This window comes from uncultured Parvibaculum sp., from assembly GCF_963975745.1.
In the GTDB taxonomy this organism is placed as follows: Bacteria; Pseudomonadota; Alphaproteobacteria; order Parvibaculales; family Parvibaculaceae; genus Parvibaculum.
Map to the genome: position 1 here is coordinate 19,021 of NZ_CAXBIB010000017.1, position 23,625 is coordinate 42,645.

Below are 23,625 nucleotides of genomic sequence, written 5' to 3' on the forward strand. Positions count from 1 at the left end.
GCGCCTCACGGCATCACGATTTCAAACCAGAAGTCGAAACGATCGAGCAGCGACAGAAAATCGCCGAATGGTTTCGCATCGCCTTCAATCGCGACCTTTCCCGCTGCGGCTGCCGCCTCGAGCGTCGTCTCGCCGATCACCAGATCGGCCAGCGCCGTGCGCGTCAGCACAACTGCGACCGCATTCGGCAAGTGCCTGTCCTTGTAGTGGTGCAGCACCGCATTTTCCAGCACCAAGGCGAAGCTTTCGCCGCTGTCGGTGAAGGTCAGGTTGAAGGCCAGTTGGCGCGCACCGGCCTTGCCGCCATTGAGGCGCACCGAGAGCGAATCCAGCAGCTGCTCGGCCGGCAGCGTGCGCATCTGCCCGGCCGCACCCTGACGTGGCACGTCGGAGGGCGGGCGCGGATTGCGAAGTTCCATCGCCGCCGTCAGATAGAAGGCGCGCCACGGGCCCGACTCGGCCTGGTAGCCCATCTGTTCCAGCGCATCGGCCTGGAGATGGCGCGCCGCGGCATTGGCCGGATCGGCAAAGACCAGATGATTGGCGATTTCGGCGACCCAGCGATAGTCGCCCTTGTCGAACGCGGCACGCGCCTTGGTGAGCAGCGCATCGGCACCACCCGCCAGATCGACATAGCGCCTGCCCGCCTCGACCGGCGGCAGCTTGTGCAGATTGGCGGGATTGCCGTCGAACCAGCCAAGATAGCGCTGATAGACGGCCTTGGCGTTGTGATTGAGCGTGCCGTAATAGCCGCGTGTGTACCATTCGCTTGTCAATGTCGGCGGCAGCGTCAGTTCTTCGGCGATCTCGAGCGGCGTTGCCCCGTGATTGGCCATGCGCAGCGTCTGGTCGTGGACATATTTGTAGAGGTCGCGCTGCTTCTTCAGGAAGGCGACCGTCGCCTCGCCGCCCCAGCGCGGCCAGTGATGGCTGGCGAACATCACAGCCGTATGCGGCCCGAAAAGGTCGATCGCTTCATCGATATAGTGGCTCCAGGCCTTCGCGTCGCGCACCTGGGCGCCGCGCGGCGTGTAGAGATTGTGAAGATGGCAGGAGCAGTTCTCGGCCATGCAGAGCGCCTTGAATTGCGGGAAATAGAAATTCATCTCGGCCGGCGCCTCGGTGCCGGGCGTCACCTGGAAGACGATCTCGATGCCGTCGACCACCAGCATCGTGCCGGATTCGGCGATGCTGACGGTTGGCGGCACCAGACTGACCGAGCCCATCGAGACCGTCTTGCCGAGACCGGCATCGACATGGCCCTTCGGTCCGCGCGGCAGCAGCGCGCCATACATATAGGTGGCGCGGCGGCCCATCGCGTTGCCGGCCAGCACGTTTTCGCTGACGGCTTCCTCAAGGAAGCCCTCGGGCGCGATGATCTGGAGGCCGCGCGCGATGTCAGCGTCGCTCAGCACGCCATAGATACCACCATAATGATCGACATGGCTGTGGGTGTAGATGACGGCCGTGACCGGCTTGTCGCCGCGATGCTTGCGCATCAGCGCCAGCGCGGCGGCCGCCGGCTCGGCCGAGATCAGGGGGTCGATGACGATATAGCCGGTATCGCCCTCGATGAAGGTGATATTCGACAGATCGAAGTTGCGGACCTGATAGATGCCCGATGTCACCTCGAACAAACCGTGGATCGCGTTGAGCTTCGCCTGACGCCAGAGGCTCGGATTGACGGTGTCGGGACAGCCGGCGCAGCCATCATGTTCGGTGTCGATGAAATCGAAGGTGCTCATGTCCCAGACGGCGTGACCCGATGCATTCAAGACCTTCGCATCGGGAATCGTGCCGATGAAACCCTTGCGGGCGAGTGCGAAATCGTCGGGTGTGTCCGGCGGCAAGGTCGCGCGCAATGCTTCGTGAGCACGGCGCGTTGCCGCGGTTGCGTCTTTCGGAGTTTCCATCGTCCCGTCCCTGTCCTGCCTGCCGTTGACCGGCGGCACATCATGTTGGGGAGAGACTACAGCTTTGGCGGGCGGCGGCAAAGGCCGGGGCACAGGCGTCCGGCGGCGACGGATCAGGCGCCGATTTCGCGGCGCATCGAGAAATGCGAAACGAGAAACATCGTGTCGGCGGCAAGGTCCGACTCTCCGGATGCGGACGAACAGGCCGGGCGGGGGGCAAGGCATGCTCCTTGTTCACGTTCATGCCGTTTTCGCGACATCGAGCTTCAGTTCCGCGATCATCGCGTCGCGGATCTGGAACTTCTGCACCTTGCCGGTGACCGTCATCGGAAATTCGGGCACGAAGCGGACATAGCGCGGCACCTTGTAATGCGCGATCTGGCCCTTGCAGAAGGCCTTGATCTCTTCTTCGGTGGCGCTTTCGCCGGGCTTGAGCTTCACCCAGGCGCAGATTTCCTCGCCATATTTCGGGTCGGGGACGCCGACCACGGCAACATCCTCGATCTTCGGGTGGCGATAGAGATATTCCTCGATCTCGCGGGGGTAAACGTTTTCGCCGCCGCGGATCACCATGTCCTTCAACCGGCCGACAATGTTGCCGTAGCCTTCGGCATCGATGGTGGCGAGATCGCCGGTATGCATCCAGCCTTCGGCGTCGACGGCTTCGGCCGTTTTTTCCTTGTCGTCCCAATAGCCGATCATCACCGAATAGCCGCGGGTGCAGAGCTCGCCGGGCTCGCCGCAGGGCACGGTCTTGCCGTCGAGATCGACGATCCTGCATTCGAGATGCGGCTGCACCCGGCCGATGGTCGAGACGCGGCGTTCGAGCGGATCGCCTTCGCCGGTCTGAAAACTCACGGGGCTCGTCTCGGTCATGCCATAGGCGATCGTCACGTCGCGCATATGCATGCGGGAGATCACCTGTTTCATCACCTCGACCGGACAGGGCGAGCCGGCCATGCAGCCGGTGCGCAATGAGGAGAGATCGAATTTCGCGAAATCGGGATGGCCGAGCTCGGCGATGAACATGGTCGGCACGCCATAGAGACCGGTACAGCGCTCCTTCTCGACCGCCTGCAGCACCGCCAGCGGATCGAAGGCGTCGGCCGGGTAGACCATGGTCGCGCCATGCGTCAGGCAGCCGAGATTGCCCATCACCATGCCGAAGCAGTGATAGAGCGGCACGGGGATGCAGAGGCGGTCGCCTTCCTTCAGGCCGATCGAGCGCCCGACCATGAAGCCATTGTTGAGAATGTTGTGGTGGGAGAGCGTCGCGCCTTTCGGCAGGCCTGTGGTGCCGCTGGTGAACTGGATGTTGATGGCGTCGCGGCAGTCGAGCTCGTCGGCCAGCGCCGCGACGGCCTTGCGTTCGGCTTCGCCCGCCAGGCCCGAAATATCGTCGAAAGCGCGCCAGCCGGTGCGCGGGGTGCCGCCGATCTGGATCACGTGTTTCAGATGCGGCAGCTTTGCGGATGCGAGTTCGCCGGTCGATTTGGCAATTTCCGGCGCCAGCGTTTCGACCATCTCGACATATTCGGAGGTCTTGAAACGCTCGGGCGCGATCAAGGCTTTCACGCCGACCTTGTTGAGCGTGTATTCGAGTTCGGAGAGGCGGTAGGCCGGGTTGATGTTGACCAGAATGATGCCCGCCTTGGCGGTGGCGAATTGCGTCAGCGTCCATTCGGCGCAATTGGGTGCCCAGATGCCGACGCGGTCGCCGCGCGCGAGCCCGAGCGCCAGCAGGCCGGCGGCGAGCGCCTCGGCCTTGTCGTTGAGTTCCTTGTAAGTCCAGCGGATGTTCTGATGGACAGAGACCAGCGCCTCGCGCTCCGGCCATCTGGCGGCGGCGGCGCTGAGCGCCTGACCGATGGTTTCATCGCGCAGGGGCGGCGTGTCGGGCCCCCGCACATGCGACACGTCCGGCGTTACCGGCCTGCCCGCTTCGCTCTTTGCCATGGCGATCCTCCCGACCCTTGTACTTTCGTCAGCTTTTCAGGTCTGCGATGTCCTTGTAAAGCTCCAGCGCTTCGGGGTTCGCCAGTGCCTCGCGGTTCTTCACCGGGCGGCCATGCACGATGTCGCGCACGGCAAGCTCGGTGATCTTGCCGGATTTGGTGCGCGGAATGTCGGCGACCGCGACGATTTTCGCCGGGACGTGGCGCGGGCTTGCGCCTTCGCGGATACGGCCACGAATGCGGGCGCGCATCGGCTCGTCAAGCGCCTGGCCGGGTTTCATCACCACGAAGAGCACGACGCGGACATCGCCGGCGAAATCCTGGCCGATGGCCAGTGCCTCCTGCACTTCCGGCAGTTGCTCGACCTGGGCGTAGATTTCCGCCGTGCCGATGCGCACGCCGCCCGGATTGAGCGTCGCATCGGAACGGCCGTGAATGACGATGCCACCGTTTTCGGTGATCTCCGCGAAGTCGCCATGGCACCAGACGCCGGGAAAACGCTCGAAATAGGCCGCGCGGTATCTGGCCCCGTCCTCATCGTTCCAGAAGCCGACCGGCATCGAGGGGAAAGGTTTGACGCAGACCAGTTCGCCCTTCTCGCCCGTAACCGGCCGCCCCTCGTCGTTCCATACCTCGACCGCCATGCCGAGACCCCTGGCCTGTATCTCGCCGCGATGGACGGGCAGCATCGGGCTGCCAAGAACGAAACAGGAGACGATGTCGGTGCCGCCCGAGATCGAGCAGAGAGCGACGTCCTGTTTTACATCCGCATAGACATAATCGAAGCTTTCGGCGACCAGCGGCGAACCGGTCGAAAGGATCATGCGCATGGAGGCAAGATCATGCGTCTCGCGGGGCTTCAGGCCTTCCTTCTTGATCGCGTCGATGAATTTTGCCGAGGTGCCGAAGACATTGATTTTCGCTTCGTCGATATAGTCGAAAAGGACGTGCGGGCCCGGTGCAAAGGGCGAGCCGTCATAAAGCGCCAGCGTCGCGCCGGCGGCGAGCCCCGAGACCAGCCAGTTCCACATCATCCAGCCGCAGGTGGTGAAGTAGAAAAGACGCTCGCCGGGCCGCAGATCGCAATGAAGGCGGTGTTCCTTCAGATGCTGCAGCAATGTGCCGCCCGCCGAATGGACAATGCATTTCGGTACGCCGGTGGTGCCGCTCGAATACATGATGTAGAGCGGATGCGAAAACGGCAGGCGCGCGAAACCGAGCGGCGTGCCGGGAGCAGATGCCAGCACGTCCGGCCAGTCGCTTGATTTTGCGAGATTCTTTCTGCCCTCGCCAATGAAAGGCACGGTAACGACATGCTCGAGCGTCGGCAGGCCGGCGATGATTTCGGCGAGCTTGTCATGCGCGGGCAACACCTTTCCGGCATAGCGGTAGCCATCGCAGGCAATCAGCACTTTCGGCGTGATCTGACCGAAGCGGACGAGCACGCCCCTGACGCCGAAATCGGGCGAGCAGGACGAAAAGACCGCGCCGATGCTGGCGGCGGCCAGCATGGCGACAATGGTTTCGGGGCAATTCGGCATGAAGGCGGCGACACGGTCACCCGGCGCAACGCCCCATGATTTCAGCGCTGCGGCGAGACGCGCGACGTCGGCACGCAGTTGCGCATGGCTGATGGGTGGTGCGGCCATGCGTCCTTCGTTGTTGAAAAGGAGTGCGGGACCGTCGCCCGCGCCGCGCAGCAGGTTTTCGGCGAAGTTCAGCCGCGCTTCGGGGAAGAAGCGCGCGCCGGGCATACGGTCGGCATCGAGCAGCGTGACGCTGCCCTTGTCGCCGATGACGGCGCTGTCGTCCCAGATTTCGTTCCAGAAAAGCTCGGGATGCGTAACCGACCAGCGATGCAGCATGTCGTAGCCGTCGAGCGTCAGCCCATGGTTTGCATTGACGCGCGCCATGAATGCCGCCATGGCCGAGGCGGCGACACGCTCGGGCGTGGGCGACCAGAGCGGTGCGCTCATTTTTCCGCTTCCTCGAAGGCGACCAGCACGGCGCCGGCTTCGACCTGATCGCCGACGCTTACATTGACGGCCGCGACCTTGCCGTCGGCGGCGGCGAGCAGCGTCTGCTCCATCTTCATCGCTTCCATGACCACCAGCGCCGCGCCTCTCTTGACGGTTGCGCCGGCTTCCGTCAGCACTTGCACGATCTTGCCCGGCATCGGCGACTTCAGCGCGCCGGTGTCGGCGTCGGAGGCGACATCGACATCGAGCGGATTGACGACGGTGAATTCGGTCGCGATGCCTTCATGGATCAGCGTGAAACCGCCGGATGACGGCACGAAGGCGGCGGCAAGCCTTGCGCCGTCGACGGTCGCGGACAAGGTGCCGTCCGCTGTCATGCTGGCGTTCGTCACCACGGATGCACCGTCATCGATGCGGATAAGGGTGGGATCGGCGGCATCGGGCTCGATTTTCATCAGATGCGGCACGCCGCCGACGATGAAGTCGACGGTTTCGGCGCGACGGCCGCCCAGCACCCATTGATCGGTCGCCGACCAGGGCGAGGGATCGGCCCCGGCCGCACGCGCGCGCGCCTTCAGATGCGCGGCGGCGGCGAGCGCCAGAATGCGCGGCGAGGGTTCGGCCGGCGGTACCAGCGCCTCGAGATGACGGTCGATGAAGCCGGTGTCGATGTCGCCTTCGATAAAGGCGTCATGGCCCAGCGTTTCGATCAAAAAACCGAGATTGGTTTTCGGGCCCGCCACTTCCATGCGCGCGAGAAAGCCGCGCAGGGTGCGCAGCGCGATGCGGCGCGTTTCGCCATGGGCGATGATCTTGCCGATCATCGGATCGTAGAACATCGTCACTTCGTCGCCTTCGCGCACGCCCATGTCCATGCGGACATGGGGCATGTTTTCGGGCGCGCGCAGGCGGGCCAGACGGCCGGTCGAGGGAAAGAATTTCTTCGCCGGGTCTTCGGCATAAAGCCGCACCTCAACCGCATGACCGACAAGCGGAATGTCCTTCTGCGCCAGCGGCAGATGCTCGCCGGCGGCGACACGCAACTGCCATTCGACGAGATCGAGGCCGGTGATCGCTTCGGTGACCGGATGCTCGACCTGGAGGCGCGTGTTCATTTCCATGAACCAGAAACCGTCGGGTTTCAGCCCGTGGGAGGCATCGGCAATGAATTCGACCGTGCCGGCGCCGCGATAACCGATGGCTTTTGCCGCCGCGACCGCCGCATCGCCCATGGCCTTCCGCATTTCGGGCGGCATGCCGGGCGCGGGGGCCTCCTCGATCACTTTCTGGTGGCGGCGCTGCAGCGAGCAGTCGCGCTCATGCAGCGAGACGGCATTGCCATGACTGTCGGCAAAGACCTGGATTTCGATATGACGCGGGCGCGCCACATATTTCTCGACCAGCACGCGCTCGTCGCCGAAGGCGGCGCCCGCCTCGCGCATGGCGCTTGCGAGTTCCTTGCCGAACTGCGCCGGATCGTCGACGCGGCGCATGCCCTTGCCGCCGCCACCGGCGACCGCCTTGATCAGCACGGGATAGCCGATCTTTTCGGCCTGCTGGGCGAGAAAGCCTGCGTCCTGATTGTCGCCGTGATAGCCGGGGACCACCGGCACTTTCGCCTTTTCCATCAAGGCCTTGGCGGCGTCCTTCAGCCCCATGGCGCGGATCGCCCTTGGCGGCGGGCCGACGAAGACGATGCCCGCCTTCTCGCAAGCCTCGGCAAAGGCAGCGTTTTCCGAGAGGAAGCCGTAGCCCGGATGGATGGCGCCGGCGCCCGAACGCTGGGCGGCGTCGAGGATCGCGTCCATGCGCAGATAGCTGTCGGCGGCGGGCGCCGGGCCGATGCGCCAGGCCTCGTCGGCTTCGGCGACATGAAAAGCGTTGGCGTCGGCATCGGAATAGACCGCGATGGTCTTCAGCCCCATGCGGCGCGCGGTGCGGATGACGCGGACGGCGATTTCGCCGCGATTGGCGATCAGGAGGGATTTGAACATTTCTTTTCCCTCACATCCGGAAGACGCCGAACTGCGTCTCCGGTATCGGTGCGTTGAGCGCTGCCGAAAAGGCCAGCGCCAGAACACGGCGGGTTTCGGAGGGTGCGACGATGCCGTCGTCCCAGAGGCGGGCGGTGGCGAAATAGGGATGGCCTTCCTCGTCATATTTGGCGCGGATCGGCGCCTTGAAGGCGTCGGCCTCTTCGGGCGTCCATTTCTCGGCATCGCGGTGGACGGTCGCCAGTACGCTTGCCGCCTGTTCGCCGCCCATCACCGAAATGCGCGCATTGGGCCAGGTGAAAAGGAAGCGGGGCGAATAGGCGCGGCCGCACATGCCGTAATTGCCGGCGCCATAGGAGCCGCCGACGATCAGCGTGACCTTGGGCACATTGGCGGAGGCCACCGCCGTGACGAGCTTGGCGCCGTCCTTGGCGATGCCGCCGGTCTCGTATTCACGGCCGACCATGAAGCCCGCGATATTCTGCAGGAAAAGCAGGGGAATTTTCCGCTGGCAGCAGAGCTCGATGAAATGCGCGCCCTTCAGCGCCGACTCCGAAAAGAGGATGCCGTTATTGGCGACGATCCCCACCGGCATGCCGTGAATATGCGCAAAGCCCGTGACCAGCGTGGTGCCGTAGAGTTTCTTGAATTCGTCGAATTCCGAACCGTCGACAAGGCGCGCGATCACTTCGCGGACGTCGTATTGCACCGAGAGCGAGGCGGGCACGATGCCGTCGAGTTCGGCGGCGTCATAAAGCGGCGCAACGGGATCGCGCAGCGGAATGTCGATTGTTTTCCGGCGGTTGAGCGTCGCCGCGATGCGCCGCGCGATGGCCAGCGCATGGGCATCGTCCATCGCGTAGTGGTCGGTAACGCCGGATTTGCGCGAATGGACATCGGCGCCGCCGAGATCTTCGGCCGTCACGATTTCACCGGTTGCCGCCTTCACCAGCGGCGGGCCGCCCAGAAAGATCGTGCCCTGCTTGCGGACGATCACGGTTTCGTCGGACATGGCCGGGACGTAAGCGCCGCCCGCCGTGCAGGAACCCATGACGACCGCGACCTGCGGGATGCCCTTGGCCGACATGCGGGCCTGATTGTAGAAAATGCGGCCGAAATGCTCGCGATCGGGGAAGATATCGGCCTGGTTCGGCAGGTTGGCGCCGCCGGAATCCACCAGATAGAAGCAGGGCAGATTGTTTTCGAGCGCAACCTCCTGGGCGCGCAGGTGTTTCTTGACCGTGACCGGGTAATAGGTGCCGCCCTTGATCGTCGCGTCGTTGCAGACGATGATGCATTCCTGCCCCGAAATGCGGCCGATGCCGGTGATGATGCCGGCCGCGTTGATCGGCTCGCCATACATGCCATGGGCGGCCATGGGCGAGAGTTCGAGGAAGGGCGTGCCCGGATCGATCAGCCCGTGGACGCGGTCGCGCGGCAGGAGCTTGCCACGGGCCGTATGGCGCTCGCGGGAGCGCTGGTCGCCGCCTTCGGCTGCCCTGGCGCGCTCGGCGGCGAGGGCCGCCACGAGGCTTGCCATCGCCTCTGCGTTGGCCTTGAAGCGCGGGTCGCGCGCATTGACGTTCGACTTCAGAACGGACATGGGACGCTCACGCGGTTTCGTTGAAAAGTTCGCGGCCGATCAGCATGCGGCGGATCTCCGACGTGCCGGCGCCGATCTCGTAGAGCTTGGCGTCGCGCAGGAGGCGGCCCGTCGGGTAGTCGTTGATATAGCCGTTGCCGCCCAGGGCCTGGATCGCCTCGAGCGCCATCCAGGTCGCCTTTTCGGCCGCGTAAAGTATTGCCCCGGCTGCATCTTTTCGCGCGGTCTGGCCGCGGTCGCAGGCTTTGGCCACCGCATAAACATAGGCGCGGCAGGCATTCATCGTCGCATACATGTCGGCGAGCTTGCCCTGCATCAGCTGAAAGGTGCCGATGGGTTCGCCGAACTGCTTGCGTTCATGCACGTAAGGGATCACCGCATCCATGCAGGCCTGCATGATGCCCAAGGGCCCGGCGGCCAGCACCGCGCGCTCATAGTCGAGGCCCGACATCAAGACGCGCACGCCCTCGTTGAGCTTGCCCAGCACGTTTTCGGCCGGAACCTCGCAATCCTCGAAGACCAGTTCGGCGGTGTTGGAGCCGCGCATGCCGAGCTTGTCGAGCTTCTGCGCGGCGCTGAATCCCTTGAAGCCCTTCTCGATGATGAAGGGGGTGATGCCTTTCGGGCCCGCGGCCGGATCGGTTTTCGCATAGACCACAAGGACTTCCGCATCGGGCCCGTTGGTGATCCACATCTTGGTGCCGTTCAGCACGAAACGGTCGCCCTTCCTTTCGGCTTTCAGGCGCATCGAGACGACATCGGAACCGGCGCCGGGTTCGGACATCGCCAGCGCGCCGACATGCTCGCCACTGATAAGCTTCGGCAGATACCTGTTTTTCTGTGCATCCGTGCCGCAGCGGCGGAGCTGGTTGACGCAGAGATTGGAATGGGCGCCATAGGAAAGGCCGACGCTGGCCGAAGCGCGGCTGATCTCTTCCATCGCCACGACATGCTCGAGATAGCCGAGGCCGGCACCGCCGAATTCCTCTTCCACCGTGATGCCCAGAAGGCCCAGTTCCCCCATTTCCGGCCATAAATCGCGCGGAAACACGTTGGTTGCGTCGATTTCGGCGGCGCGCGGCGCGATGCGCGTTTGTGCGAAGGCGCGCACCGAAGCGCGGATCATGTCCGCCGTTTCGCCGAGGTCGAAATCGAGCGAAGGGTAGTCGTTATGGCCCATGGACTTTTTCCTTATCGCGATATAAAAACGATCATACGTTTGTTTCCAGCGGCGAGCAAGAGGCAAGAATGGCCGGAAAGGGCCGAAAATGAGCAGGACCGCCGGCTCCTCCGGCCCGAAAACGCTGGCCGCGATCCGCGAGGCCGGGCTCGACCTCATCTACCGGCATGGCTATGAGGCGATGAGCCTGAGGGGGCTCGCAACCGAGGTCGGCCTGCAGCCGGGCTCGCTCTACAACCATATCAAGACCAAGCAGGAACTGCTGTTCGTCCTCATTCACGACCACATGACGGCGCTCTTGGAACGCGTCGATGCGGCGCTTGAGGGGCTGGACGGGCCGCAGGCGCGGCTCGAAGCCTTCACCGCCTTCCATCTCAGCTATCATATTGAAAGGAAACGCGAAGTCTTTATCGGCTCGTCGGAAATCCGCAGCCTCGAGCCCGAGAACCGCGCGACGATCGTGGCGCTGCGGCAGGCCTATGAGAACCGGCTCTGCGCGATCCTCGAAGCGGGCGCGGCGCAAGGGCTTTTCGCGATCGGCGATGTGCGGGTGACAGCTTATGCGATTCTCGCCATGCTGACCGGCATCTGCACCTGGTACGAGCCGAAGGGCCGCATCGGCCAGCAGGAGCTGATCGACATTCACACAAGGCTGGTGCTGGACGGCGTCAGGCGGGGATAAGTCCGGTTTATCCCCGGGGCGCAGGGGCACGCGCGCGACAGCGCCGTCGACAGCGAAAACACGGCGCACCCCCCTTCTGTCACGCAACTGTCACAAAACTGTCATAAACGGGGACAAGTTTCATTCGTGTACGGATGAGCAAGAAAGTTATCCCCGGTTTCGGGGGATGCGCTTTTCGCGCGGCACGCGAATCGGGATGGTGGCGGCGGGGACAAGTCGGACCCGCCGACAGCCGGCGCGGTGCAAAAGAACTTATCCCCGGGGCAAGCATTTCGGTGGATGGGGAGAAGTTGGGATTATCTCCGGTCTGAAGGACATATTGCCGGACAAGGCGTCCTTCATACGAAATGATGACCGCCTTTCCTGCACTCGGAGTCGCGGAATCGTCATTGCGAGGCGCAACAACGCCGGGGCACATTCATTCGTATACAAACTTTCCTGTCACCAGATCGAACGCAACCCCCGCCCCGCTCTCGCCCCGGACGATCCGGTCCGTTCCGGGCCCGCCAGGCGCGGACTGGCGTTGCGGGGCGATTTCGCGGAAGATGATGCTTCGCGGACCGCCGGCCGCGCTTCATGTTCTTTCGGCGGCGCCCTGACTTCCCGGACCGGGCGCCGCGCCTCACGGAGTTCCGATTGACCCGAACGTTCTATCTTCTTGGCGGCTTTCTGGCGCTGGCGCTTGGCGGCATCGGCGTGCTGCTGCCGCTGCTGCCGACGGTGCCCTTCATCATTCTGGCCGCCTTCTGCTTTGCCCGCAGCAATCCGGCGCTGGAACAATGGCTTGTCGAGCATCCGGTTTTCGGCGGCCATATCCGCGCCTGGCGGGAGCGCGGCGCGATTTCGCGCAAGGGCAAGCTGGCGGCGACGGCCGCCTTTGCCGTCAGTTCGGTCTTCGCGCTGATCGTCGCGCCGCTGCCCTGGTCGCTGGCGCCGCTCGTCGCGGCGCTTGTCGGCGGCAGCTGGATCTGGTCGCGGCCCGAGGCGTGAGCGGTTGAGGGGCGCTCAGAGAATATAGGCGTCGCCGGCGGCGCGGATGGTGATATCGCCGAGCGAAACACCCCAGGGCTGGTCGATTGCCATGATCACGGCATCGGCGATGTAAGCCGGATCGAGAACGGCATAGGCGGTGCTGTCAGGATTGATGCGATCGTCCTGCACCTGGCCTTCGAGGATCGCCGTCATCGAACCGATATAGGCGGCGGTGTTCTGTCCGAGGATGCCGACAACGGCCTCGGGATTGACGATCGCGCCGCCGAGCCCGGTGGCGGGCACGCCTGTCGGCTTGATAATCGTGACCTTGATCCTGCCGGCCGCTTCAACGCGGAGCGATTCGGACAGGAAGTTCACTGCGGATTTCGTGGCGCCATAGACCGCGGCGCCGACGACCGGAAAATTTCCGTAGATGGAGGAGATGTTGATCACATGGCCGCGGCCTTGCGCCATCATCGGATCGTAGGCGGCGATGATGCCGTTCATGACGCCCTTGATGTTGATATCGATACATTTGCTCCAGGCCGCGCTTGCTGCCGCGTGATCGGCGAAGAAGGCGAGCGGCATGATGCCGGCATTGTTGATCATCACATCGACGGCGCCATGCGTCGCCACGGCATGCGCGACAAGCGCCTTCATGGCAGCAAGGTCGGTGACATCGGTCACTCTGGCCGACGCCTTGCCGCCGGCATCGGCGACCAGCTTCACCGTCTCGGCAAGCCCTTCTTCGTTGACGTCGCCGCAAACGACATTGGCGCCGCGCGCCGCGGCCTTCTGGCTGACCAGGCGCCCGAAGCCGCCGGCAGCACCCGTGATGACGATGGTCTTGCCTTTTACATGATCGGTCATTCGGCATTCATCCCTGCGTTCAGAGCTTGTTCAAGCCGGATTCTTCGGGAAGCGCGCCTCGGCGACCATCGGCGGAACCCAGGCTTGCGCACTGTCGCACCAGACCTCCGCGCCCGGCTTCAAACCCGATGTGTCGTCGAGCGTGCCGGCCTTGACGATGGCAATCGCCTTGTTGGTCGACAGAAGCGAGAAAATCGGCGAGCCGCAAGTTGCACAGAACTGACGCTCGACAGTGTTGCCGCTGTCGCCGCGATCCATGTAGCTCTTGAGTTCTCCTTTGGTGGCAAGAGATTCCGCGGGCACGACAACGTTGAGCGAAAACGCGGCGCCGCCCTGGCGCTGGCAGTTCTTGCAGTGACAGATGAGGGTTGCGAGCGGCACGGCATCGCTCGCATAGGAAAACTGGCCACAGAGGCAACGGCCTTCGAGTTTCGACATGATGGAATGGTCCCCGCGTTTTCCGATGGATGGTTTTTTTCGATCTCGCCTTGCGTTCCGGGCGGCGGCGGGACAGGCGAGAAGGAAGAAAGACCCCGGCCTTCGCCGGGGCAGGCGTGGATGGCCCGAATAAATCGGGCCATGACGATTTCGGGTTAGGGTGTGGCTTGAGGCGGACAATCGTCCGCCACCCTGCCCTTCGCTATCGCTCCGGGCGTTCGGCGCTCGGAAAGGTCCACTGGACCTTTCCGTTTGCGTTCCGCAAACCGCGCCTCACTTCGCCATGTTGATGATCTGGAGCTGGGTGAATTCCAGCAGGCCTTCCTCGCCGAGTTCGGTACCGAGGCCTGACATGCCGGCGCCGCCAAAAGGGATGTTGGGGGCGAGGTCGGCGTGCTTGTTGATCCAGACCGAGCCCGACGACATCTGCGTCGCCAGCTCATAGGCGCGGTTTGTGTCCGACGACCAGATCGAGCCGCCAAGGCCGTAGGGCGAGGCGTTGGCGCGGGCGACGGCATCCAGCGGGTCGGAATATTTGATGACCGGCAGGACCGGGCCGAACTGCTCCTCGTCGACGAGACGCGAACCGTCGGTGATGTCGCGGACGATGGTCGGCCTTATGAAATAGCCGCGCCCGGCCGGCGTCTCGCCGCCGGCGATCACCTTGCCGGTCTTCTTCGCGTCCTCGATCAGCTCGCGGACCTTGTCGAACTGCATCCTGTTCTGCAGCGGGCCGAGCTGGGTGCCCTGTTCGAGGCCGTCGCCGATCACCGCATTGTCGGCCAGCGTCGCGAGCTCCGCGCACATCTCGTCGTAGATCGATTCATGCACATAGAGCCGCTTCATCGCGATGCAGACCTGGCCCGAATTCTGGAAGGCGCTCTGGAAGAGTTTGGGTGCCGCTTCCTTGGGGTCGACGTCGTCGAGCACGATGCCGGCATCGTTGCCGCCGAGTTCCAGCGTGATGCGCTTCAGAAGTCCCGCCGCGCCCGCCATGACCTTGGCGCCGGTCGCGGTCGAGCCGGTGAAGGAGATCTTGCGGACGTCCGGGTGCGCAGTCAGGGCGGCGCCGAGATCGTTGGCGTCGGTGATGATGTTGAGGACGCCGGCGGGCAGGATGTCCTTGATCAGTTCGCCGAGCTTCAGCGAGGTCAGGGGCGTGGTCGGCGCCGGCTTCAGCACCACCGTGTTGCCGGCGAGAAGCGCCGGCGGCAGCTTGAAGGCCATCAGGATCAGCGGAAAGTTCCACGGCACGATGGCGCCGATGACGCCGAGCGGCTTGCGGTGCGCCTCGACCTTCTTGCCTTCGCTGTCCTCGATAACTTTCACCGGCAGATCGAGCATCGTGAAATAGCGGAAGAAGGCGGCCGTGCCATAGACCTCGCCGGTGGCGTCGCCGAGCGGCTTGCCCTGTTCCTGGGTCAGGAGGCGCGCCAGCTCGCCGGCATTCGCCTCGATCGCGTCGGCGATCTTCAAGAGCGCCTGCTTGCGCTCGGCAATCGGCGTTTTTGCCCAGGCCGGGAATGCGGCTTTCGCGGCGGCGACGGCCGCATTCAACTGCGCCTCGGAGGCGCGCGGGGCTTTCGCCAGCACTTCTTCCGTTGCCGGATTGATCACATCCATCGTCTGGTCGCCATCGACCAGCTTGCCGCCGATCAGAAGCTTGAAGGCGCTCATCGTTTCTCCTCCCCGGAGTTGTCTTTGTTATGCGGGCCGGTGGACGGCTCGGGATTTTATTATAACCGTCATTGCTTCGTCGCTATGGCCCTTCGCTTCGCTACGGGCGTTCGGGGTTCGAAAAGGTCCACCGGACCTTTTCGCTCGCGTTCCGCGAGCCACCCCTCACCTCGCAATGACGACGGTACTAGGCCGCGCGGTTTTTCTGCTTCGCGGCAACCGGCTTGCCTTCCTCCTTCGGCGAGAGACGGCTTTCGAAATCGCGGCAGGCGGTTTCGAGCTTCGCCAGCTGCGCCTCCGCCTCGTCGCGCAATTTCCTTACCGCTTCCATGCGGCGGCGGAAGATGCCCAGCGCATGGCGATACTGCCGCGCGGTGCCTTCCTCGTCGCCATCATAGAGATCGAGGATCGTGCGGATTTCGTAAAGCGTCAGGCCGACGTCGCGGCCGTTGAGGATCAGCTTCAGGCGGGCGCGGTCGCGCTTCGAATAGAGCCGGGCCTGTCCGCGGCGCTCGGGGCTCAGCATGCCCTTTTCCTCGTAGAAGCGCAGCGCGCGGGGCGTGACGCCGAATTCGGCCGAAAGATCGGTGATGGTCCAGGTCATGACGGAACCTCCCTCGAAAGAAAAAGGCGGACGCCTTTGCCGGCGTCCGCCCGATATGGATTACTGCATGCGTTCGATGATGACGGCGGGCGCCATGCCGCCGGCGGCGCACATGGTGACGAGGCCGTAGCGCTTGTCCTGGCGCTCGAGTTCGTCCAGCACGGTGCCGATCAGGATCGAGCCGGTGGCGCCGATCGGATGGCCGAGGGCGCAGGCGCCGCCATTGACGTTGACCTTGTTGCGGTCGAGCTTCAGATCGCGGATGAACTTCTCGGCGACCACCGCGAAGGCCTCGTTGATCTCGAAGAGGTCGATGTCCTCGACCTTGAGACCGGCCTTCTCCAGCACCTTCCTGGCGGCCGGCACCGGCGCGTTGAGCATCAGGGTCGGGCAGTCGCCCATATTGGCGGTGGCGACGATGCGGGCGCGCGGCTTCAGACCGTTCTTCTTCGCATAGGCGGGCGAGGCCAGCAGGAGGGCGGCCGCGCCGTCGACAACGCCCGAGGAATTGCCGGCGTGATGGATGTGGTTGAATTTCGTCAGCTGCGGATATTTCTGGCGGATCAGGTCGCCATAGGTGGTGCCTTCGGCATCGACCGGGATGCCGGCCCAGACTTCGAAGGAGGCCTTGAGACCGGCCAGTCCTTCCAGCGTCGTCTGCGGACGCGGGAATTCTTCCTTGTCGAGCGCCACCGAACCGTCGTCATTATAGACGGTGACCAGCGACTTCGAGAAACGGCCTTCCTCGATCGCCTTTGCGGCGCGCTGCTGGGAGAGCAGCGCCAGTTCGTCGACGGCCTGGCGGTCGATGCCTTCGAGCGTCGCGATCGCGTCGGCGCAGACGCCCTGCTGCGACTGCGGATGCTGCTTGCGCAAATGCAGATTGCCGGCATCCATCATCGGCGGGGTCTTGGGATCGGCAGTGGCCGAGGTGTAGCTCATCATCTCGGTGCCGCCGGCGATGACGAGATCTTCCATGCCCGACATGATCTGTGCGGCAGCGAGATTGACCGTCGTGATGCCCGAGCCGCAGAAGCGGTCGAGCGTGACGCCCGAGGCCTTGATCGAATAGCCGGCGTCGAGCGCCGCCATGCGGCCCATGTCGCCGCCCTGCGCGCCGCGCTGGGAGGAGGTGCCCCAGATCACGTCGTCGACTTCGTCCGTCTTCAGATCATTGCGTTCCGCCAGCGCGGCCATCACCGTGCGGGCCAGATGCTGCGGATGCAGATGGGCGAGCGCGCCCTTCCCCACCTTGCCGATGCCGCGGGGGGTGCGCACTGCGTCGATGATCCAGGCTTCGCTCACTTTGTCGTTCCTTCCTGTGTGGCTGCCATTTTTTCAGCGGCGGGGCTCGCTTGCGCGGCCTGCCTTAATGGCGTATTTAATTTCTTAAACGAGTATTTAAATCGAAAAAAGCGGAAGCGCAAGGAGGACCGGTGGAGCCGCAGGCAAAAGGCAAGGCCAAGGCGGCGCCGGAACGGCCTTCGGCGCGGGGGCAGCTGCTGGACGCGGCCGGCGCGCTGATGGGCGAGCGGCAGACGATCGACGTGCCGCTTTCCGAGATCGCGGCGCGGGCGGAAGTGAACGTCGCGCTTGTCAGCTATTATTTCGGCGGCAAGGAAGGGCTGCTGCTGGCGCTGGCCAAGCGCGACGCGGCGACCGCGCTTGACGAACTCGACCGGCTGATGAGCCTCGACCTGCCGCCGGCCGAAAAGCTCAGGCGGCATCTCGCCGGCGTCATCCGCACCTTTTTCCGCTTTCCCTATCTCTACCGGCTGCTCGGCGCGCTGATGCGCGATGCCTCAAGCGATGCGGCGCGCGAGATCGCCGAATTCTTCGTCGTGCCGCTGACACTGACGGCAAAAGAGCTGATGGAGGAAGGGGCCAAGGACGGCACCATCCGCCCGCTCGACCCGACGCTCTTCTATCTCGCCGCGCTTGGCGCCTGCGAACATATCTTCGCCAATCCGGCCATCCTCAAGCATGTTCACGGCATCGACAGGCTCGATGACGACACGCGGCGGCGCTACACCGAGACGGTGCTCGATACGCTGATGCATGGCTATCTGGCGAAGCAGGTTTAGGACCGGAGGACGGCAGTTCAGCGATCAAGTCGGGCTTTGTGAGGAAGTGGTTCGTGCTATGATTATTAGATGAGCAGAACGCCCACCAAATCCAGCAAACGTCCAGCCAAAGGCTTCACCCTTGGCCGACAGGGCTTTGCAAAAATCAGCGAAATCGAGGGCATAAAAATGTCCCGGGCGATGGCCGCGGAGTTCCGTGAGTTCGACCGAAAAGGGCTCTCTCCGGAAGAGCGGCGCAAGGCCATCGCTGCCAAATACGGCAAGACGCGATAGCCGCCCCCTCCATGTACGAAGCGGTCGCAGACCCTTATTGCTACCCCGGGACGAACGTCCTCAAGAATATTCCCGGCCTGCGCAGGCAAGCCGCGCTCGATGCGTTCGAGACAGCAAGTACGACGCAACGCGCCGATGAACCCCTGCCTTCAGGTCGGCTGAGCGTCACGCATTACCGCGCACTTCATCACCACCTGTTTCAGGATGTCTATGCCTGGGCCGGCAAGCTCCGAACTGTCCGCATATCCAAAGACGGCAGCGCTTTCTGCTATCCCGAAAACATTCAGCGGGAAATGTCCGCGCTCTTCGACGATCTGAAAAAGCAGCGCTATTTTCGCGATCTGACAGCAAACGGCTTTGCGAAAGCGGCGACGACGTTTCTCGCAACGCTGAACGCCATCCATCCCTTTCGCGAGGGCAATGGCCGCACGCAGGCGGCCTTCCTGGCGCTCATCGCCGATCAGGCCGGTCATCCGATCGATCTGCAAAGGCTTGAGCCGGAAATATTCCTGAAGGCGATGATCGCGAGCTTTCACGGCAATGAGAAACCGCTGCTCCGGCACATTCAGAGACTCATCGCGTCGTAAAGCCAATTGCATCCGCGGTCCGGGGAACTCACGGAATTTCCCTTTTATAGAAACTTTCAAAAATATCGTACGTCATTGGAAAAATGGTGCGCCCGGAACGATTCGAACGTCCGACCCTCAGATTCGTAGTCTGATGCTCTATCCAGCTGAGCTACGGGCGCGCCGGCACTTCATGGGGGCAGGCTCGAAAGCGGCACCCCGAAGGCGGCTCCCTCTTAAAGCTTCGGGCGCGCGAAGGCAAGGGTTTCGCGGGTTTGGCCGAGAGGCCCGGATCGGCGAGAGGTCCAGCCCCCGCCCCGAAAAATTCTGCGAATTTTTCGACCCGCCCCCCAGGGGCGGGTGGGAAGCACCCGAAAGCCGGCGAGAAACAAACTCAGCCGTTAAAGGCCGTGGAGATCGCGGAAGGAACGGATTTCGCCCAGGGTTTCGGCCTCCCAGAGCGCGCGGGCGACGGCGCGGGCGACGCAATCGGCGGCGATGGCGCCAAGCGCCGCGACAGCCATGTGACGCGGGCCGTCGGGCAGCGGCTGGCGGGCGGTCGCCAGGGTGAAGATCGCGTCGCCATCGACCGGGCTGTGGACCGGTCTTATGGCGCGGGCATATCCGTCCTGCGCCATGATGGCGAGGCGACGGCATTCGGCCGGCGTCAGGTCGGCATTGGTGGCGACGACGCCGATGGCGGTGTTGCCGCCGGGGGCGGCGCCGGCCTTGGTGCCGGCAAAGGGATCGCGGGCGGCAAGGCCCTCGCCCGCCGGCCCGCCAAGGCCGCCGAACTCGCCCTCCATTTCAAGATGCCCGGCCCAGAAGCGCGCCTCGCCCGGCACGACTGCCGCGCCGAAGGGATTGGCGGCCACCAGGGCACCGACGGCGAGGCCGTTTTCGGCGACGGCGGAAGCCGAGCCGAGGCCGCCCTTGTATTGTCCGGCGATGGCGCCGAGACCGGCGCCGGCATTGCCGAGGCGGAAGGTGCCGGCTGCCGCTTCGCAGGCGGCGCGGCCGAGCGCGCCATAGGGCGGCGCCTCGCCCCAGGCCTTGTCGCCGCCATTGGCCAGATCGAAGAGGATCGCGGCCGGGACGATGGGCGAGACCAGCGGGCTTGCGCCGACGCGGTAGCCGCGGCCGCGCGCACCGAGCCAGGCGGCAACGCCCGAGGCCGCTTCGAGGCCCCAGGACGAGCCGCCCGAAAGGACCACCGCATCGACCGCATCGACCAGGCAGACCGCATCGAGCAGGTCGGTCTCGCGCGTGCCGGGGCCGCCGCCGCGGATATCGCCGCCGGCGGTCGCCCGCGGTTCGGGCAGGACGACCGTGACGCCGGTGCGGGCGGCTGCATCTTCTGCATTGCCGACCGAAATGCCCGCAACATCGGTGATCAGGTTCAACGGGCCTTTGCGGATGGTGCCGAAGTGCATATGTGTGACCTTCCGGTTTGTGGTCTGCTCAATTCATATATCCTATTTGCGGGAGAGACCCTTTCTTTCCCCCGCGCCCCCGCCCCGGAAAATTCCCGCCGATAGCGTGAATTTTTCGACCCGCCCCCAGGGGCGGGTGGGCCCTTTCATCCAGGCCGGAGTCATGCAGGAGGCAACACAATCATGAAATTCACCCGTATCGCTCCGACACTGTCGGCGGCCGCCGCGCTGTTGCTTCTCGTTGCCGTGGCCGCGATCGCGCTTTTCGGGCGGACGGGCGCGCAGGCTTTCATGGTGGCGAGCGCGAGCCCCGATGCGAGCGCGGCCGGCATTGAAATTCTCGAAGCGGGCGGCAGCGCCGTCGATGCGGCGATTGCGGTGCAGGCGGTGCTGTCGCTCGTGGAACCGGAATCGTCGGGTCTCGCGGGCGGCGCCTTCCTGCTGCATTACGACAAGCGCACAGGCGCGCTCGATGCCTGGGACGGGCGCGAGACCGCGCCGATGGCGGCCCAACCCGAACTCTTTCTCGGCGACGACGGGCAGCCGCTCGATTTTCTTTCCGCCATGGTCAGCGGGCGTTCGGTCGGGACGCCCGGCGTGGTGCGGATGATGTGGGAGGCGCATCGCGAATACGGGGTGCTCGACTGGGCCGATCTCTTCGTGCCGGCGATCCGGCTGGCCGAAGACGGCTTTGCCGTGGCGCCGAAACTCGCACAGGCGATCGCGCGCGATCCGGTGCTCAAGCAGATGCCGGTGGCGCAGGATTATTTCTTCCGGCGCGCGGCAGACGGCACGCGGCGGCCGGTCGGCGAAGGCGAGATGCTGACCAATCCCGATTATGCGGCGACGCTGCGCGCGATCGCGGCGCAGGGCGCCGACGGTTTCTACAAGGGCGCGGTGGCGGAAGCGATCGTCGATGCGGTGCAGAACGCGCCGGCGCGGCCGGGCACGCTGTCGCTCGACGACTTCGCCGCCTATCAGGCGGTCAAGCGCGAAGCGGTCTGCGCGCCCTATCGGCGCTACCGCGTCTGCTCGATGCCGCCGCCGACCTCGGGCGGGCTGACGCTCTTACAGATTCTCGGCATTCTCGAGAATTACGATCTCGCCGGCATGGGGCCGATGACCGCGACCGCGGTGCATTTCATCGCCGAGGCCGAGAAACTCGCCTATGCGGATCGCGACTTCTATATCGGCGATCCCGATTTCGTCGAGGTGCCGCAGGCGGCGATGCTCGACCGCGCCTATCTGAAGACGCGGGCCGAGGAGATCGATGCCAGCCGGACGATGGGCAAGGCCCTGCCGGGCGTGCCGCCGGCGCAGATCCGCGGCGAATGGCGCGCCGGGCTTTCGCCGGAACGCGCCTCGACGACGCATTTCAGCATTGTCGACGGGCGCGGCAATGTCGTCTCGATGACCTCGTCGGTCGAGGGGCCGTTCGGCGCGCATCTGATGGCGGGCGGGATGATGCTCAACAACCAGCTTACCGATTTCTCCTTCGTGCCGGAGGAAGACGGCCGCATGGTCGCCAATGCGGTTCAGCCCGGCAAGCGGCCGCGCTCGTCGATGACGCCGGTGATCGTGTTCGACGCCGATGACAACTTCGTTCTCGCCATCGGCTCGCCCGGCGGGCCGCGCATCATCGGCTATGTGGCCAAGACGCTGATCGCGCTGATCGACTGGGAGATGGGCATGGAAGAGGCGGTGGCACTGCCGCATTTTCTCGACCGCAACGGCGCGCTGGAGATCGAAGAGGGCAGCACGCTCGAAGCGCTGATCCCGGTACTCGAGCAGCTCGGCCACAGGATCGAGGTGCGTACACTGACCAGCGGACTGCACGGGATCGCGGCGACGGCACAGGGGCTCGACGGCGCCGCCGATCCGCGCCGCGACGGCAATGTGATCAGCGGCCAGCGCTAGGCGGTTCGCCGGGCTCCTCGCAGGCCGCCAACGCGCCGCCGGTGTCGGGCATGCAGAAACGGAAATGCGTGCCCGCGGGGCCGCTGTCGACAAGCTCGATATGGCCGCCATGCGCGCGCACCAGCTCGGCGACAATGGCCAGGCCGAGACCGCTGCCGCCAGCGCGCACGCCGCCCGAAAAGGGCTCGAAGAGATGGGCGCGGGCCTTTTCGGGCAGGCCGGGGCCGGTGTCGACAATATCGATATGCACATGATCTCCGGCGCGGTGGGCGTCGATGCGGATCTCGCCGCCCTTGCCGCTTTCGGCCAGCGCCTGGGCCGCGTTGCGGGTCAGGTTCAGCAGGATGCGGAACAGATGATCGGGATCGGCATCGATCTCGAGATCGGGCGCGACACGGTTGTGCCAGCGGATGTCTTCGCTTTCGGGCCAGGCGGCTTCGGCGACCTCGTCGATCAGGCCGGCCAGCGCGAGGCGGGCCAGACGCGGCGGCGCTTCCTCGGCACGGCCGAATTTCAGCGTGTTGGCGCAGAGATCGATCGCGCGGTCGATCGAGGCGAAGAGACGCGGCGCCAGATGCTGCACCATCGGATCGTCGATCGCGCCGATGCGGTCGGACATCAACTGGGCGCTGGCCAGGATGTTGCGCAGGTCGTGATTGATCTTGCTGACGGCGCCGCCGAGCGCGGCCAGATGCGCCTTCTGGCTCAACGTGGCGCGGATCTCCTTCTGCATCAGCGCCAGTTCGCGTTCGGCGATTCCGATCTCGTCGGCGCGGCCGGAGGGCGCCATGACGCGGCGCGCGTCTTCCGGATCCTGGCGGAAGGCGACCATGTTGCCGGTGATGCGGCGCATCGGGCGGACCAGCACGAAATGGAGCGCGGTGAAGACCAGACCGGCGGTGATGATCGAGATCACCAGCGAGAGCAGGAAGATGTTCCTGCCATAGTCCAGCATGGCGTAGCGCAGCGGCGTTTCGTCGAAGACGATCTCGATCGACTCGCCGGCGCCGAAACGCGGATTGCCGGTGACCAGCACGACGCGGCCGTCGCCAGCCAGCAGCGTTTCGAAGGCGTCCATGATCAGCGTCATCGCCATGGCGCCGCGCAGGTCGAAGCTGGTGTCGACGGTGGGCGGCATCTCCTCGCTCAGCACCAGGCGGCGCGCCTCGTCGCGATGCAGCGCGACAGCATAGACCTGGGCGTTCTTCAGCAGTTCCTCGCGCAGGGCCGGCGAAACCATGTTGTCGGGCCGCGCCTCGAGCGCCAGCGAGGCGATCTGCGCGGCGGCGAGGCGCTGTTCGAGCCAGGTCAGGCGGAAATTGGCGATCGAGGGAACGAAGATCAGCACTTCGGCCAGCATCACGAAGAGGACCGTCAGCACCAGCAGGCGGCGCGACAGGCTTTCGCGCAAGGGCCGCGCCAGACGCGCCAAGCCGCCTTCCGCGCCGCCGTCCTTCTCCGCCGTCGCTCTCATGCTCGCCATCC

At 64.7% G+C, this 23,625-nt stretch carries 19 protein-coding genes and 1 tRNA gene; 6 read left to right on the forward strand and 14 right to left on the reverse strand.

Annotated elements, in window-relative coordinates; all coding sequences use genetic code 11:
* Window positions 1-5: 5 nt before the first annotated feature.
* The 6 genes from AAC071_RS13340 to AAC071_RS13365 all read right to left on the reverse strand — a co-directional run bounded on the left by AAC071_RS13340 (window position 6) and on the right by AAC071_RS13365 (window position 10,624).
* Complete coding sequence (locus AAC071_RS13340; RefSeq protein ID WP_339833246.1) at window positions 6-1,913, reverse strand: alkyl sulfatase dimerization domain-containing protein; 1,908 nt, start codon at window positions 1,911-1,913, stop codon at window positions 6-8.
* Window positions 1,914-2,153: 240 nt separating this feature from the next.
* A complete protein-coding gene (locus AAC071_RS13345) occupies window positions 2,154-3,869 on the reverse strand; it encodes an AMP-binding protein (RefSeq protein WP_339833249.1) in 1,716 nt (571 codons plus the stop codon).
* A 28-nt stretch (window positions 3,870-3,897) separates the two neighbouring features.
* Window positions 3,898-5,844 carry an acetoacetate--CoA ligase gene (locus AAC071_RS13350; RefSeq protein ID WP_339833251.1) on the reverse strand — a complete coding sequence of 649 codons (1,947 nt, stop codon included), beginning with the start codon at window positions 5,842-5,844 and terminating at the stop codon, window positions 3,898-3,900.
* Window positions 5,841-7,841: an acetyl/propionyl/methylcrotonyl-CoA carboxylase subunit alpha gene (locus AAC071_RS13355; RefSeq protein WP_339833253.1), complete on the reverse strand. Its 2,001-nt coding sequence runs from the start codon at window positions 7,839-7,841 to the stop codon at window positions 5,841-5,843. The genes AAC071_RS13350 and AAC071_RS13355 overlap by 4 nt, the downstream gene beginning before the upstream one ends.
* A gap of 10 nt (window positions 7,842-7,851) precedes the next feature.
* The gene (locus tag AAC071_RS13360) at window positions 7,852-9,444 is read right to left on the reverse strand and encodes a carboxyl transferase domain-containing protein (RefSeq protein ID WP_339833256.1); all 1,593 of its coding nucleotides are present in this window, start codon (window positions 9,442-9,444) and stop codon (window positions 7,852-7,854) included.
* A 7-nt stretch (window positions 9,445-9,451) separates the two neighbouring features.
* Complete coding sequence (locus tag AAC071_RS13365; RefSeq protein ID WP_339833259.1) at window positions 9,452-10,624, reverse strand: isovaleryl-CoA dehydrogenase; 1,173 nt, start codon at window positions 10,622-10,624, stop codon at window positions 9,452-9,454.
* An 88-nt stretch (window positions 10,625-10,712) separates the two neighbouring features.
* Between AAC071_RS13365 and AAC071_RS13370 the strand changes: the two genes are divergently transcribed.
* Window positions 10,713-11,306, forward strand: coding sequence for a TetR/AcrR family transcriptional regulator (locus AAC071_RS13370; RefSeq protein WP_339833262.1), 594 nt, complete (start codon window positions 10,713-10,715; stop codon window positions 11,304-11,306).
* A gap of 636 nt (window positions 11,307-11,942) precedes the next feature.
* Entirely contained in the window at window positions 11,943-12,296 is a 354-nt protein-coding gene (locus AAC071_RS13375; protein ID WP_339833265.1) for a YbaN family protein, read from the forward strand.
* A gap of 15 nt (window positions 12,297-12,311) precedes the next feature.
* Here the strand turns inward: AAC071_RS13375 and AAC071_RS13380 are convergent, their stop codons facing one another.
* From AAC071_RS13380 to AAC071_RS13400, 5 genes are all read right to left on the reverse strand, one after another.
* Window positions 12,312-13,148, reverse strand: coding sequence for an SDR family NAD(P)-dependent oxidoreductase (locus AAC071_RS13380; RefSeq protein WP_339833266.1), 837 nt, complete (start codon window positions 13,146-13,148; stop codon window positions 12,312-12,314).
* A gap of 30 nt (window positions 13,149-13,178) precedes the next feature.
* Window positions 13,179-13,586 (reverse strand): GFA family protein, encoded by a 408-nt coding sequence (locus tag AAC071_RS13385; protein ID WP_339833267.1) that lies wholly within the window; start codon window positions 13,584-13,586, stop codon window positions 13,179-13,181.
* A 273-nt stretch (window positions 13,587-13,859) separates the two neighbouring features.
* Window positions 13,860-15,263, reverse strand: a complete 1,404-nt coding sequence (locus AAC071_RS13390; protein ID WP_339833269.1) for an aldehyde dehydrogenase family protein — start codon at window positions 15,261-15,263, stop codon at window positions 13,860-13,862.
* 187 nt (window positions 15,264-15,450) lie between these two features.
* Complete coding sequence (locus AAC071_RS13395) at window positions 15,451-15,867, reverse strand: MerR family DNA-binding transcriptional regulator (protein WP_339833272.1); 417 nt, start codon at window positions 15,865-15,867, stop codon at window positions 15,451-15,453.
* A 60-nt stretch (window positions 15,868-15,927) separates the two neighbouring features.
* Window positions 15,928-17,172 carry an acetyl-CoA C-acetyltransferase gene (locus AAC071_RS13400; RefSeq protein WP_339833274.1) on the reverse strand — a complete coding sequence of 415 codons (1,245 nt, stop codon included), beginning with the start codon at window positions 17,170-17,172 and terminating at the stop codon, window positions 15,928-15,930.
* 131 nt (window positions 17,173-17,303) lie between these two features.
* On the opposite strand from AAC071_RS13400, the gene AAC071_RS13405 reads away from it, so the two are divergent.
* From AAC071_RS13405 to AAC071_RS13415, 3 genes are all read left to right on the forward strand, one after another.
* Window positions 17,304-17,951, forward strand: coding sequence for a TetR family transcriptional regulator (locus AAC071_RS13405; protein WP_339833277.1), 648 nt, complete (start codon window positions 17,304-17,306; stop codon window positions 17,949-17,951).
* Between the two features lie 69 nt (window positions 17,952-18,020).
* Window positions 18,021-18,224: a hypothetical protein gene (locus AAC071_RS13410; RefSeq protein WP_339833279.1), complete on the forward strand. Its 204-nt coding sequence runs from the start codon at window positions 18,021-18,023 to the stop codon at window positions 18,222-18,224.
* A gap of 11 nt (window positions 18,225-18,235) precedes the next feature.
* Window positions 18,236-18,811 carry a Fic family protein gene (locus tag AAC071_RS13415; RefSeq protein WP_339833281.1) on the forward strand — a complete coding sequence of 192 codons (576 nt, stop codon included), beginning with the start codon at window positions 18,236-18,238 and terminating at the stop codon, window positions 18,809-18,811.
* A gap of 84 nt (window positions 18,812-18,895) precedes the next feature.
* Here AAC071_RS13415 and AAC071_RS13420 read toward each other — a convergent pair.
* Window positions 18,896-18,972, reverse strand: a tRNA-Arg gene (locus AAC071_RS13420).
* Between the two features lie 219 nt (window positions 18,973-19,191).
* The gene (locus AAC071_RS13425) at window positions 19,192-20,223 is read right to left on the reverse strand and encodes a P1 family peptidase (protein ID WP_339833285.1); all 1,032 of its coding nucleotides are present in this window, start codon (window positions 20,221-20,223) and stop codon (window positions 19,192-19,194) included.
* 183 nt (window positions 20,224-20,406) lie between these two features.
* On the opposite strand from AAC071_RS13425, the gene ggt reads away from it, so the two are divergent.
* A complete protein-coding gene (ggt, locus tag AAC071_RS13430; RefSeq protein WP_339833288.1) occupies window positions 20,407-22,140 on the forward strand; it encodes a gamma-glutamyltransferase in 1,734 nt (577 codons plus the stop codon).
* On the opposite strand, the gene AAC071_RS13435 is transcribed toward ggt, so the two are convergent.
* The gene (locus AAC071_RS13435; RefSeq protein ID WP_339833290.1) at window positions 22,124-23,623 is read right to left on the reverse strand and encodes a HAMP domain-containing sensor histidine kinase; all 1,500 of its coding nucleotides are present in this window, start codon (window positions 23,621-23,623) and stop codon (window positions 22,124-22,126) included. The two genes, ggt and AAC071_RS13435, sit on opposite strands and share 17 nt — an antisense overlap.
* Between the last annotated feature and the right edge of the window lie 2 nt (window positions 23,624-23,625).

Excerpts from the sequence above, each read along its gene's own strand:
- AAC071_RS13415 (WP_339833281.1), top strand. The coding sequence starts at position 18,236 with ATGTACGAAGCGGTCGCAGACCCTTATTGCTACCCCGGGACGAACGTC.
- AAC071_RS13385 (WP_339833267.1), bottom strand. The coding sequence starts at position 13,586 with ATGTCGAAACTCGAAGGCCGTTGCCTCTGTGGCCAGTTTTCCTATGCG.
- AAC071_RS13435 (WP_339833290.1), bottom strand. The coding sequence starts at position 23,623 with ATGGCGAGCATGAGAGCGACGGCGGAGAAGGACGGCGGCGCGGAAGGC.
- AAC071_RS13390 (WP_339833269.1), bottom strand. The coding sequence starts at position 15,263 with ATGAGCGCCTTCAAGCTTCTGATCGGCGGCAAGCTGGTCGATGGCGAC.
- ggt (WP_339833288.1), top strand. The coding sequence starts at position 20,407 with ATGAAATTCACCCGTATCGCTCCGACACTGTCGGCGGCCGCCGCGCTG.
- AAC071_RS13345 (WP_339833249.1), bottom strand. The coding sequence starts at position 3,869 with ATGGCAAAGAGCGAAGCGGGCAGGCCGGTAACGCCGGACGTGTCGCAT.
- AAC071_RS13355 (WP_339833253.1), bottom strand. The coding sequence starts at position 7,841 with ATGTTCAAATCCCTCCTGATCGCCAATCGCGGCGAAATCGCCGTCCGC.
- AAC071_RS13350 (WP_339833251.1), bottom strand. The coding sequence starts at position 5,844 with ATGAGCGCACCGCTCTGGTCGCCCACGCCCGAGCGTGTCGCCGCCTCG.
- AAC071_RS13380 (WP_339833266.1), bottom strand. The coding sequence starts at position 13,148 with ATGACCGATCATGTAAAAGGCAAGACCATCGTCATCACGGGTGCTGCC.
- AAC071_RS13365 (WP_339833259.1), bottom strand. The coding sequence starts at position 10,624 with ATGGGCCATAACGACTACCCTTCGCTCGATTTCGACCTCGGCGAAACG.
- AAC071_RS13395 (WP_339833272.1), bottom strand. The coding sequence starts at position 15,867 with ATGACCTGGACCATCACCGATCTTTCGGCCGAATTCGGCGTCACGCCC.
- AAC071_RS13425 (WP_339833285.1), bottom strand. The coding sequence starts at position 20,223 with ATGCACTTCGGCACCATCCGCAAAGGCCCGTTGAACCTGATCACCGAT.
- AAC071_RS13370 (WP_339833262.1), top strand. The coding sequence starts at position 10,713 with ATGAGCAGGACCGCCGGCTCCTCCGGCCCGAAAACGCTGGCCGCGATC.
- AAC071_RS13360 (WP_339833256.1), bottom strand. The coding sequence starts at position 9,444 with ATGTCCGTTCTGAAGTCGAACGTCAATGCGCGCGACCCGCGCTTCAAG.
- AAC071_RS13410 (WP_339833279.1), top strand. The coding sequence starts at position 18,021 with ATGAGCAGAACGCCCACCAAATCCAGCAAACGTCCAGCCAAAGGCTTC.
- AAC071_RS13340 (WP_339833246.1), bottom strand. The coding sequence starts at position 1,913 with ATGGAAACTCCGAAAGACGCAACCGCGGCAACGCGCCGTGCTCACGAA.